General features: G+C 73.2%; 10 protein-coding genes. 7 read left to right on the top strand and 3 right to left on the bottom strand.

What is annotated here, in order from left to right; all coding sequences use genetic code 11:
* Positions 1 to 203: 203 nt before the first annotated feature.
* Positions 204 to 1,226 carry a LacI family DNA-binding transcriptional regulator gene (locus ACTWQH_RS16535; protein WP_443287319.1) on the bottom strand — a complete coding sequence of 341 codons (1,023 nt, stop codon included), beginning with the start codon at positions 1,224 to 1,226 and terminating at the stop codon, positions 204 to 206.
* A 246-nt stretch (positions 1,227 to 1,472) separates the two neighbouring features.
* Between ACTWQH_RS16535 and ACTWQH_RS16530 the strand changes: the two genes are divergently transcribed.
* Together ACTWQH_RS16530 and ACTWQH_RS16525 are read left to right on the top strand one after the other, a co-directional pair.
* On the top strand, positions 1,473 to 2,528 hold the full coding sequence (locus ACTWQH_RS16530) for an endo-1,4-beta-xylanase (protein ID WP_443287317.1): 1,056 nt from the start codon (positions 1,473 to 1,475) through the stop codon (positions 2,526 to 2,528).
* A gap of 189 nt (positions 2,529 to 2,717) precedes the next feature.
* The gene (locus ACTWQH_RS16525; RefSeq protein ID WP_443287316.1) at positions 2,718 to 4,127 is read left to right on the top strand and encodes an endo-1,4-beta-xylanase; all 1,410 of its coding nucleotides are present in this window, start codon (positions 2,718 to 2,720) and stop codon (positions 4,125 to 4,127) included.
* Positions 4,128 to 4,188: 61 nt separating this feature from the next.
* Here ACTWQH_RS16525 and ACTWQH_RS16520 read toward each other — a convergent pair whose 3' ends face one another.
* The gene (locus ACTWQH_RS16520; RefSeq protein ID WP_443287314.1) at positions 4,189 to 4,926 is read right to left on the bottom strand and encodes a TetR/AcrR family transcriptional regulator; all 738 of its coding nucleotides are present in this window, start codon (positions 4,924 to 4,926) and stop codon (positions 4,189 to 4,191) included.
* A gap of 125 nt (positions 4,927 to 5,051) precedes the next feature.
* Here ACTWQH_RS16520 and ACTWQH_RS16515 point away from each other — a divergent pair, with 125 nt between their 5' ends.
* From ACTWQH_RS16515 to ACTWQH_RS16500, 4 genes are all read left to right on the top strand, one after another.
* Complete coding sequence (locus ACTWQH_RS16515) at positions 5,052 to 5,522, top strand: nitroreductase family deazaflavin-dependent oxidoreductase (protein ID WP_443287313.1); 471 nt, start codon at positions 5,052 to 5,054, stop codon at positions 5,520 to 5,522.
* Positions 5,523 to 5,627: 105 nt separating this feature from the next.
* Positions 5,628 to 6,299, top strand: coding sequence for a helix-turn-helix domain-containing protein (locus ACTWQH_RS16510; RefSeq protein WP_443287312.1), 672 nt, complete (start codon positions 5,628 to 5,630; stop codon positions 6,297 to 6,299).
* Positions 6,300 to 6,384: 85 nt separating this feature from the next.
* The gene (locus tag ACTWQH_RS16505; protein WP_443287311.1) at positions 6,385 to 7,113 is read left to right on the top strand and encodes an HAD family hydrolase; all 729 of its coding nucleotides are present in this window, start codon (positions 6,385 to 6,387) and stop codon (positions 7,111 to 7,113) included.
* A 93-nt stretch (positions 7,114 to 7,206) separates the two neighbouring features.
* Complete coding sequence (locus ACTWQH_RS16500; protein WP_443287336.1) at positions 7,207 to 9,645, top strand: glycoside hydrolase family 65 protein; 2,439 nt, start codon at positions 7,207 to 7,209, stop codon at positions 9,643 to 9,645.
* Positions 9,646 to 9,743: 98 nt separating this feature from the next.
* Here the strand turns inward: ACTWQH_RS16500 and ACTWQH_RS16495 are convergent, their stop codons facing one another.
* Entirely contained in the window at positions 9,744 to 10,616 is an 873-nt protein-coding gene (locus ACTWQH_RS16495) for a universal stress protein (RefSeq protein ID WP_443287310.1), read from the bottom strand.
* Between the two features lie 172 nt (positions 10,617 to 10,788).
* On the opposite strand from ACTWQH_RS16495, the gene ACTWQH_RS16490 reads away from it, so the two are divergent.
* Positions 10,789 to 11,832, top strand: coding sequence for an endo-1,4-beta-xylanase (locus ACTWQH_RS16490; protein ID WP_443287309.1), 1,044 nt, complete (start codon positions 10,789 to 10,791; stop codon positions 11,830 to 11,832).
* Positions 11,833 to 11,882 lie beyond the last annotated feature (50 nt).

The following is an 11,882-nucleotide window of genomic DNA, read 5'->3' as shown; positions in this document are numbered from 1 at the left end:
AGGCACCTTCCGGAACTGCCGAAGAACTTTCGGCTTACTTTGAGTGCCGATGGAAGCTACGGGCGTCTCGCGGGGGCGTCAACCGGAGGGAACGTCTCAAGATGGTCACGTCCGATCCAGCCGAACTCCCTGGCGCAGCCGGCGCGGACGGTGTGAACGGTGAACGGCGTGAATGGCGTGACCGGCGTGAACGGCGCGCCGGCTCAGTCGCGCAGGCGGGGCGGCGGCGCCGTGGAGGCCCGCACCACCAGCTCGGTGGCCAGCTCCACCCGGGGTGAGTCGATCTCCTTCCCCCGCGCCTGCCGCAGCACCGTGCGCGCGGCCACCTTGCCCATCTCGGCCAGCGGCTGGCGCACCGTGGTCAGCGGCGGCGCCGACCAGCGCATCTCCGGCAGGTCGTCGAACCCCACCACGCTCACCTCCTGCGGCACCCGCAGCCCCCGGCGGCGCAGCGCCTCGATCGCGCCCAGCGCCATCTGGTCGCTGGCGGCGAACACCGCCGTCGGCGGGTCGGGCAGCCGCATCAGCTTGTCGCAGCCGGTGAAGCCGGACTCGTGGTAGAAGTCGCCGGGCACGGTCAGCGTCTCGTCGACCGGCAGGCCCGCCGACTCCAGCGCCGCCCGGTACCCGTCAAGCCGGGCCCGGCTGCACAGCAGCCGCGGCGGGCCCGCGATGAAGCCGATCCGGCGGTGCCCCAGCTCCAGCAGGTGCTCGGTGGCGGCCAGGCCGCCGGCCCAGTTCGTGGCGCCTATGGTCGGGGCGTTCAACGCCGGCGCTCCGGCCGGGTCCACCACCACGATCGGCACGCCCAGCCGGTGCAGCTCCTTGTGCAGCACCGGCTCCAGCACGGAGGTCACCAGGATCACGCCGTCGGAGGCGCGCGCCCGCAGGTTGGTCATCCACTGCCGCGCGGCGCCCGCCCGGTCGTGGATGGCCGAGACCACCGTGCCGACCCCGGCGGCGTGGGCCACGTCCTCCACGCCACGGATGATCTCCACGGCCCACGGGCTGTCCAGATCGTTGAAGACAAGGTCGAGCAGGGCGGCCCGCTCGCCGGGGGCGCTGGTGCGCCGCCGGTAGCCGTACTGCCGCAGCAGCTCCTCGACCCTCGCCCGCGTCTCGGGCGCGACATCCGACCGACCGTTGACCACCCGGGAGACGGTGGGCACCGAGACGCCCGCCTCTCTGGCGATGGCCGTGATGGTCACCTTGCGTTCCCCTGTCATGGCACCTCTTCTGTCGGTCCTCTCTCGGGAGTATCACCCCGGGCATCCGATCGCCGTTCCGCCGGTCCGGAAAACGTGGAACCATGCGGTGCTCGCAGTGCCGAGATCCAGTGAACCACCCTCCGGAAGTTTTTCAATATTATTCCGGAAGGGTTGACGACCCCAAGAGGGCCTCATACAACGGACGAGTCAAGCCAGCGGGGGCATGACAACGAAAGAAAGGGGAACCTCCGAATGTCTCCCCACGTGCGCAGATCCACCGTCGCCGCCGCGGTCGGCGCCCTGGTCGCCGGCCTCGCGCTCTACGGCAGCGCACAGGCACAGGAGGAACCGGTCCAGGCGCCGGGTGCGCAGCAGAGCACGCTGCGCGCCGCGGCCGAGGCCGCCGGAAAGTTCGTCGGCACGGCCGTCAGCGACGGCCGGCTGAACGACGCGTCCTACAGCGAGATCGTCTCGTCGGAGTTCAGCAGCGTCACAGCCGAGAACGTCATGAAGTGGGACACCACCGAGCCCAACCGGGGCAGCTTCAACTTCGGGCCCGGCGACCGGCTGGTGGAGTTCGCGAACGCCAACGACCAGCAGGTCTACGGCCACACGCTGGTCTGGCACAACCAGCTCCCGGGCTGGGTGTCGAACGGCGGCTTCGGCGCCGCGGAACTGACCCAGGTCATGAACGACCACATCACGGAGGTGGCCGGGCACTACGCTGGACAGGTCGCGTACTGGGACGTGGTCAACGAGGCGTTCAACGAGGACGGCACCATGCGCCCGTCGGTCTTCCAGACGACCATCGGCGACGGGTGGATCGCCGAGGCCTTCCGCGCGGCGGACGCGGCCGACCCCGACGCCAAGCTGTGCATCAACGACTACAACGTCGAGGGCATCAACGCCAAGAGCGACGGCCTCTACAACCTCGTCAGCGGCATGCTCGAGCAGGGCGTGCCGGTCGACTGCGTCGGCCTCCAGTCGCACCTCATCCTCGGCCAGGTGCCGGGCGACCTCCAGGAGAACATCCAGCGCTTCGCCGACCTCGGTCTCGAGGTGATCATCACCGAGCTCGACATCCGCATGACCACCCCGTCCGACCCCAACAGGCTGCAGCAGCAGGCGCAGGACTACGAAACGGTCGTCTCCGCCTGCACCGCCGTCCCCGGCTGCGCCGGCGTCACCGTCTGGGGCATCTCGGACGCCGACTCCTGGATCCCCGGCGTCTTCCCGGGCGAGGGCGCGGCGTGCGTGTGGGACGAGAACCTCCAGCGCAAGCCCGCCTACGACGGCATCCTCGCCGGCTTCGGCAGCTAGCGGTCCACCCCTCGTGCCAGGTCAGGGTCACGGCTGACCTGTGCGCTTTCCGGACCCGGCGGCGTTCCTCCCTCCCCCGCCGGGCCCGGAACTTTTCCAGAATCCTTCCGGAAGCATTGACGGCCTCCCCGGGTGCCCTTACAACTGTCCCGTCGATCTGCGGGGGCATGACAAGAAGGGACATCCGACGTGTTTCTCCTGGTACGAAGAGCCGCGGCCGTCATCGCGGCCGGAGTGATGGTCTCCGGCTTCGCGGTGAACGGCGGTGCATCCGCACAGACGTCAGCGCCCGGCGAGGCGGGCGCGCTCCAGGCCGCCACGCTGCGTGAGGCGGCCGAGGCGAAGGGCGTGTTCGTGGGCGCGGCCGTCAACAACGGCCGCCTCGGCGACGGCACCTACTCCTCCATCGCCTCGACGCAGTTCAGCAGCGTCACCGCCGAGAACGCGATGAAGTGGGACGCCACCGAGCCCAGCCGCGGCAGCTTCAACTACTCGGGCGGCGACCGGCTGGTGGAGTTCGCACGCGCCAACGACCAGCAGGTCTACGGACACACGCTGGTGTGGCACAGCCAGCTCCCGAGCTGGGTCAGCAACGGCGGCCTCAGCGCCGGCGACCTGCGCAACGCGATGAACAACCACATCACCAACCTCGCCAACCACTACGAGGGCAGCGTCGCCTACTGGGACGTGGTGAACGAGGCGTTCGACGAAGACGGCTCGCGGCGGGACAACTCGGTCTTCCAGCGGACGCTCGGCGACGGGTACATCGCCGAGGCCTTCCGCACGGCGGACGCGGCCGACCCGAACGCCAAGCTGTGCATCAACGACTACAACATCGAGGGCATCAACGCCAAGAGCGACGGCCTGTACAACCTCGTCAGGTCGCTGCTCAGCCAGGGCGTGCCGATCGACTGCGTCGGCTTCCAGTCCCACCTGATCCTCGACCAGATCCCCAGCAGCTTCCAGGCCAACCTCCAGCGCTTCGCCGACCTCGGCCTCGAGCTGATCATCACCGAGCTCGACATCCGCATGCGCCTGCCGGCCGACGCCGCCAAGCTGGAGCGCCAGGGCCAGCAGTTCGCCAGCGTCACCCGGACCTGCCTGGCCGTCTCCGCCTGCGCCGGAATCACCGTCTGGGGCGTCAGCGACCGCGACTCCTGGGTGCCCGGCACCTTCCCGGGCGAGGGCGCTGCCACCCTGTACGACGAAAACCTCCGGCCCAAGCCCGCCTTCAACGGCATGCTGACGGCCCTCGGCGGCACCACCGGCCCCGGGCCCGACCCCGACCCGGCTTCCTGCACCGCGAACTACACCGTCACCGACCGCTGGAACTCCGGCTCGGTCGTGCGGGTCACCGTCACCACCGGCGCGTCCCTCAGCGGCTGGACGGTCACCTTCGCGCTGCCCGCCGGGAGCGTGACCGGCTCCTGGAACGCCCAGGTCGGCCAGTCCGGCACCGCGGTGACCGCCACCAACGCCTCCCACAACTCCACCGTCGCGGTCGGCGGGTCGTTCAGCTTCGGCTTCCAGACCAACAGCGGCGCCACCTACACCCCGCCCACCGTCTCCCTCAACGGCACGGCCTGCGCCCCGGCCTAGCCCGAACGACACCCGGCGGCGGAGCATGCCTCCAGCTCCTGCCCCAGCTCCGCCGCCGGGATCACGCTCCAGTCCTCCCCGCCGCGCCCTCCAGCCCCACCCCTTCGGCGAGCCGCCCGGCGGCGTGCGCGAAGAACGCCTCCCGCTCCTCCTCGGCGACGACCCCGGTCAGCTGCCCGTAGACCTCGAAGGCGACCAGGCCCACCAGCTGGGCCCAGGCCGCGACCAGCGCCGCCATCGCCGCCGGCGGCAGCTCGGGGGCGTACTCCTCCGCCACCTCCGCCACCCCGGCGCGCGCCCCCTCCGGCAGCGGGCCGCCGCCCGGCTCGCCCAGCGCGCCGTCGCGGTGCGCGTCCCGCACCACGGCCAGCAGCGCCAGCGGAACGCGCGCCCCGGGGCCGACCGTGTCCTGCGGCGCGGCGTAGCCCGGCACGGGCGTGCCGTGGACCAGCGCGAACTCGTGCGGGTGGGTCAGGGCCCAGCCGCGCACGGCCAGGCAGACGCCCCGCCAGCGGCGCGCGGCGTCCGCGCGGCCCGGGCTGCCGGAGCCGCCGGCCAGCGCGCGCTCCGCCGCCTCGCCCATCGCGTCGTAGGCGTCGATGATCAGCGCGGTCAGCAGCTCGTCGCGGCTGGGGAAGTACCGGTAGAGCGCGGAGGAGGCCATGCCCAGCTCGCGCGCCACGGCCCGCAGCGACAGCTTCGCCGCGCCCTCGGCGGCCAGTCGCCGCCGTGCCTCCTCCTTGATCGCCGCGGTGACCTCGCGCCGGGCCCGCTCCCGTGCTCCTTGGATCGCAGTCATGGGTGCCAGTCTGCCCTCGTTTGGAGCAGCGCCCAAGAATGAGAGCGGTGCTCTTGCAATTCCTCCCCATGTCTGTCAGCATCGCTCTCAAGCGAGAGCACTGCTCACAAAAGGGAGCGTCCCACATGTCCGACAACGCCGCCTCCGCCGGCCGCCCGCACGTGAAGAAGCCCGGCTGGCTCACCGTCCACGTGCTCAACAGGTTCGTGGCCTTCCTCACCCGGCGCGGCCTCAGCGTCTGGGGCTCGCGCGTCCTGGCCGTGCGCGGCCGCAAGAGCGGGGAGTGGCGCCGCACCCCCGTCAACCTCCTCACCCTCGACGGCCGCCACTACCTCGTCGCCCCGCGCGGCCACGTCCAGTGGACCCACAACATGCGCGCCGCCGGCGGCGGCGAGCTGCACCTCGGCAGGAAGCGGGAGACCTTCACCGCCGAGGAGGTCGCCGACGACGACAAGCCCGAGGTGCTGCGCGCCTACCTCAAGCGCTGGAAGGCCGAGGTCGGCGTCTTCTTCGGCGGCGTCGGCCCCGACTCCCCCGAGGAGGAGCTGCGCCGCATCGCCCCCGACCACCCGGTCTTCCGGATCGCCATCGACTGACCCGTCCGTCCGCCCCATGGGTCGCGTGCGGCGCCACCGGCGGCGATGCTGGGAGGGAAGGAGACAGAGGGGAGGCGAGAGGGGGGAGGAGAGGAGGTGGAGGCCATGCCAGGAGCACCAGGAGCGGCGGCGGGGCCGAACCACCGCAGCGACGTGGGTCGGCGGGTCGCGCTGCGGCGCGAGCAACTCGGCCTCAGCCGCGAGGACGTGGCCGAGCGCGCCGGCGTCGCCCCGGAGTATCTGCGGTACCTGGAGGAGCAGCCCGCCTCCCCGAGCCTGCCGTCCCTGACCCGGGTGGCCCGGGCGTTGCAGTGCACCGTGGCCGAGCTGAGCGGCGTGGAGACCACGAGCGCCGTTTCCCAGCCCCCGGTGGAGCCGGGCGAGCCGGCCGAGCTGTCCGCCGAGGAGTGCCACGAGCTGCTCGCCGCCCACACCGTGGGCAGGGTCGCGGTCGACACGCCCGACGGCCCGGCGATCGTGCCCGTCAACTACACCTACGCGGAGGACGAGGACGCCGTCGTCTTCCGGACCGCGCCGGGCGCCGCCCCGTCGTTCGCCGAGGGCGCGGACGTCGCCTTCGAGGTCGACCGGCTGGACGAGGCGCAGCGCGTCGGCTGGAGCGTGATGGTCGCGGGCGCGGCGCAGCGGATCACCGACCCCGCCGCGATCGAGCGGCTGGCGGCCCGGGCCCACACCGAGCCGTGGGGCGGGGAGCGCCCGCTGTGGGTACGGGTGGCGGCCGAGCGCGTCTCGGGCCGCCGCGTCCCGCTGGGCTGAGGCCTCGGGGCCTCCACCCCCGGACCCCCGGCCGGGGGGACCCCCGCCGTTTGCCAGCGCAGCGTCTCCGCGTTCCCATAGAAGAATGCGCCAGCTGTCCGCGTGCCGGGCGGTGGTTTTCGACACCGACGGCGTGATCATCGACTCCGCCCGGGTGCACGCCGCCGCGTGGAAGGGGGCCTTCGACGCGATCTCCGGGCTGTGGCCGCCCTTCGACGAGGACGCCGACTACCGCCGCCACGTGGACGGGAGGTCCCGCCTCGACGGCGCCGCCGCGTTCCTCGACGCCCGGGGCATCGACCTGCCCTTCGGCGACCCCGACGACCCGCCGGGCACCGGCACCGTCTGCGCCATCGCCGCCCGCAAGGAGGAGCTCTTCAACGAGCTGCTGCGGGAGCGCGGCGTCGACGCCTGGAAGGGCACGATCCGGCTGCTGCTCGCCCTCCACGAGGCCGGCGTACGCTGCGCCGCCGTCTCCGCCTCCCGCCACGCCCGCGAGCTGCTGGCCCGCGCGGGCATCCGCTCGCTGCTGCCCGCCGTGGTCGACGGCAACGACGCGGCCCGGCTCCACCTCCCCGGCAAGCCCGACCCCGCGCTCTTCCTCGAGGCGGCGCACCGGCTGAGCACCGAGCCGGACGAGACCGCCGTCGTGGAGGACGCCCTGCCCGGGGTCGAGGCCGGGCGGCGCGGCGGCTTCGGGCTGGTCGTCGGCGTCGACCGGGCGACCGCCCCCGGCAGCGCCGACGAGCTGCGCCGGCACGGCGCGGACGTGGTGGTCGGCGACCCGGGGGAACTGCTGGGCGAGGTGAGATAGGTGACCGACGCGACCAAGGTGACCAACGTGACCGACGTGACCGACGTGAGCGAGCTCATCGACAGCGCCGAACCGACCGACTCCGCCGACACCCTGGGCCCGCTGGGCTGGACGTGGACCTACGAGGGCTACGACCCGCGCGAGGAGCGGCTGCGCGAGGCGCTGTGCACCCTCGGCAACGGCTACCTCGCCACGCGCGGCGCCGCGCCCGAGGTCAGGGCCGGGCGCGCCCACTACCCGGGCACGTACGTCGCCGGCGTCTACGACCGGCTGCCGACCCCGCTCGCCGGACGGCAACTGGTCCACGAGGACGTCGTCAACCTGCCGAACTGGCTGCCGCTGCGCTTCCGCATCCGCCCCGAGGAGGGCCCGGAGGGCGAGTGGTTCACCCCGGAGCGCTTCCTGCCGGGCCTGGTGCTCTACCGGCAGGAGCTCGACCTGCGCGGCGGCACCCTCACCCGCACGCTGCGCTACCGCGACGAGCACGGGCGGCACCTCGGCGTCGAGCAGATCCGCCTGGTCCACATGGACGACCCGCACCTGGCGGCGTTGCGGACCACCTTCACGGCCGAGGACTGGTCGGGCGCGGTCGAGGTGGAGTCCGCGCTGGACGGCACGGTCCGCAACGACGGGGTGCCGCGCTACCGCGACCTCGCGGGCGACCACCTCACCGAGCTGGGCACCGGCCGGGAGGAGGCGGACGAGGCGGGCGACGACGTCCTGTGGCTGCGGTGCCGCACCCGGGTCTCCGACATCCGCGTCGTGCTCGCCGCCCGCACCCGCGCCGGCCCGGGCCCGCCCACCACCACCCGCACCCGCACCCGGCTGACCGGCACCCGCGCCTCCCGGCGCCTCACCCTCCCAGTCGGGCCCGGCCGCACCGCCACCGTCGAGAAGACCGTCGCCCTCCACACCTCACGCGACGCGGCGATCACCGGCCCCCTTCCGGCCGCCGTCGAGCGGGTACGCCGCGCCCCCGACTTCGACGGGCTGCTCGCCACCCACCGCGCCGCGTGGGACCGGCTGTGGCGGCAGGCCGGGATGCGGGTGCCGGGCGAGGCCGGGCGGGTGCTGCGGCTGCACCTCTTCCACGTGCTGCAGACCCTCTCGCCGCACACCGCCGAGCTGGACGTGGGCGTCCCCGCGCGCGGCCTGCACGGCGAGGCGTACCGGGGGCACGTCTTCTGGGACGAGCTGTTCGTCCTCCCCTACCTGAACCTTCACTTCCCCGAGGTCTCGCGCGCCCTGCTCGGCTACCGCTACCGGCGCCTGCCGGCGGCCTGCCGCAACGCCCGCGCCGCCGGGCGCGCGGGCGCGATGTACCCGTGGCAGAGCGGCAGCGACGGCCGCGAGGAAACGCCCGAGGTGCACCTCAACCCGCGCTCGGGCCGGTGGCTGCCGGACCACTCCCGCCTCCAGCACCACGTCGGCTCGGCGGTCGCCTACAACGTGCTGCGCTACGGCGAGGCCACCGGCGACACGGAGTTCCTGCACACCAAGGGCGCCGAGATGCTGCTCCAGATCGCCCGCTTCTGGGCCTCCTCGGCCACCTACGAGGCGGGGGAGGGGCGTTACCGAATCCTGGGCGTGCTGGGCCCCGACGAGTACCACGAGGCGTACCCCGACGCCGAGCGGCCGGGCCTGGACGACAACGCCTACACCAACGTCACCGCCGCGTGGGTGCTGACGCGCGGCCTGGAGCTGGCGCGCACCCTGCCCGTCTCGCGCCGCCAGGAGCTGTTCGAACGCATCGCGCTGGACGCCGACGAGCTGGACGCGTGGGAGGAGGTCTCGCGGCGGCTGCGGGTGCCGTTCCTGCACGGGCACGAGGGGGTGGTCGCGCAGTTCGAGGGCTACGGCGACCTGGGGGAGCTGGACTGGGACGCCTACCGCGAGCGGTACGGCGACATCCGGCGGCTCGACCGGATCCTGGAGTCGGAGGGCGACAGCGTCAACCGCTACCAGGCGTCCAAGCAGGCGGACGTCCTGATGCTGGGGTACCTGTTCCCCCCCGACGAGCTGTCCGGGCTCTTCGCCCGGCTCGGCTACCGCCTGGACGACGACGCCTGGCGCCGCACCGTCGACTACTACCTGGCCCGCACCAGCCACGGCTCCACGCTGAGCGAGCTGGTCCACGGCTGGGTGCTGGCCCGCGCCCGGCACGGCCAGGCGTGGACGCGGGTGCGGGACGCCCTCGCCAGCGACGTGGCCGACATCCAGGGCGGCACCACGGAGGAGGGCATCCACCTGGGCGCCATGGCGGGCACGCTCGACCTGATGCAACGCGGGCTGACCGGCCTGGAGACCCGCGGCGGCACGCTGTGGCTGGACCCGGCGCCGCTGCCGGAGCTGTCGGAGTTCGGCTTCTCGGTGCGGCACAGGGGCGTGGGGGTGCGGCTGCGGATGAAGCCGGGCCAGCTGTGGATCGGCGTCCCGCCGTGGGAGGAGACGCCGGTCCGCGTGGCCCTGGCCGGGGGCCCGACGGTCGAGATCGCGCCGGGCGAGGACAGGCTGCTGCCGCTGCGGGACTAGCTGAGGGCTCCGCCCCCGGACCCCCGGTCGCCGCCCACACCCCGGCACCCCACCCGGGGCGAAGCGCCGTCGTCATCCGCCCCCGGGCCAGTCGTGGGTCAGTCGTACGGCACGACCGCCACCGGCGGCCTCGCGTGGTGGAGCGCGGCGTGCACGACGGGCCCGACGCGCAGGCCCAGGCGGGGGCGGCGCCGGCGGCGCCCGACCACCACCAGCGCCGCGCGGAACGCCGCCGCCGTCAGCAGCACCTCGGAGGCGTTGCCGAAGCGCAGGTGCTCGACCACCGGCACGCCGGGGAACCGCTGCCGCCACGGGTCCAGCGCCCCCGCGAGCGCCAGCCCCTCCCGCTCCTCGATGCCCTGGTGCGTGGGGCTCTCCAGATCCCCCGGGACGTCCGCGCCGAAGAGCGAGGGCTCCCCCCACGCCCGCACCGCGCGGACCGCCGCGCCCCGGGCCGCGGCCGAGGTGAAGGCGAAGTCCAGCACGCCGGACGCCGCCGGCCCCAGGTCCTTCAGCCCGACCACCACCTCGTCGCCCTCCTCGATCGACGACTCCAGCGCCACCGGGCGCACCAGCACCACCGGGTGCGTCGCGTGCGCGATCACGGGGAGCCCGACCGAGCCGAGCAGGAAGCCGACGATGGCGGTGTGGCCGCGCGAGCCCAGCACCAGCATCTCGCTGCGGTCGGCCTCCTCGGTCAGCCCCGCGGCCGCCGTCGCCGGCAGCAGCTCGGTGGTCACGGTCAGTCCCGGGAAGCGCTCGCTCACCTCGGCCTCGCAGCCGTCGAGGAGCCGTTCCGCCGCCTCGCGCTCCGGCGCGGGGGGCGCGTAGAGCGGCTCGTCGATCCACGCGTGCACCAGCCGCAGCGGCAGCGCGCGGTACGCCGCCTCGTGCGCGGCCCACTCGCAGGCGGCCTTGCTCTCCTTGGACCCGTCCACGCCCACGGCTATCGGTAGATCCGCGCCGTTCATGATCGTCACCTCACCGCCGCACCGCTGGATACCCCTTATGTCCACTGTCGCGCGATTCGCGCGCCGGGGCTACCACGGCGGTGATGTTGACGCGGCCGACGCCGCCGCGTGGAATAGCGGGAGCACCGTCAGGCCGCGCGGGGGCACGACCGAGAGGGAAAACGGATCCCCCATGCCTGCCCTGACACGCCCAGCCAAGCTGGCCGCCGCCGCGGCGGCCGGGCTGCTGATCAGCTCCGCCATCGCCTACGGCACCGCCTCGGGCCAGGAACAGACGCTGCGGGAGGCCGCCGCCCAGAGCGATCGCTTCGCGGGCCTCGGCGCCACCGCCACCGGACTGTCCGAGACCTACCCCGAGATCGCCGCCACCGAGTTCAGCAGCATCACGCCCGGTAACGAGATGAAGTGGGAGTCGGTCGAGCCGACCCAGGGCCAGTTCAACTGGGGACCGGCCGACGAGATGGTGGAGTTCGCCGAGGCCAACGACCAGCAGGTCCACGGCCACACCCTGGTCTGGCACAGCCAGCTCCCGGACTGGATCGAGAACGGCCAGTACGAGGGCGAGCTCGCCGACGTCATGACCGAGCACATCGCCACCGAGGCCGGCCGCTACGCCGGGCGCATCGACCGCTGGGACGTGGTGAACGAGCCGCTGAACGAGGACGGCACGCTGCGCGACTCGGTCTTCCTCCAGGAGATCGGCGAGTCCTACATCGCCGACGCCTTCCGCGCCGCCGACGCCGCCGACCCCGACGCCAAGCTGTACGTCAACGACTACAACACCGACGGCCTGGGCGCGAAGAGCGACGGCATGTACGAGCTGGTCTCCTCGCTGCTGGAGCAGGGCGTGCCCATCGACGGCGTCGGCTTCCAGTCCCACCTCATCGTCGGGCAGGTGCCCGACAGCATGCAGGAGAACCTCCAGCGCTTCGTGGACCTCGGCCTCGAGGTGGCCGTCACCGAGCTGGACGTCCGGATCGAGATGCCGGCGGACGAGGCCGAGCTGGCGCAGCAGACGGAGGACTACGCCTCCGTGGCGAACGTGTGCCTGGCGGTCGACGGCTGCACGGGTGTCACGGTGTGGGGCGTGAGCGACGGGGACTCCTGGATCCCGCCGACGTTCCCCGGGTGGGGGGCGCCGCTGCTGTGGGATGAGAACTATGAGAAGAAGGACGCCTACTTCTCATTCCGGGACGCGCTGGCGGGCACGGCGTAGCCGCGCGGCGAGGGCCGGGGGGCACGCCCCCGGCCCTCGTTGCCGTCCAC

Source organism: Streptomyces sp. 6N223, from assembly GCF_052246635.1.
GTDB lineage: Bacteria > Actinomycetota > Actinomycetes > Streptomycetales > Streptomycetaceae > Streptomyces.
This window is presented reverse-complemented; position numbering and strand designations above follow the sequence as displayed.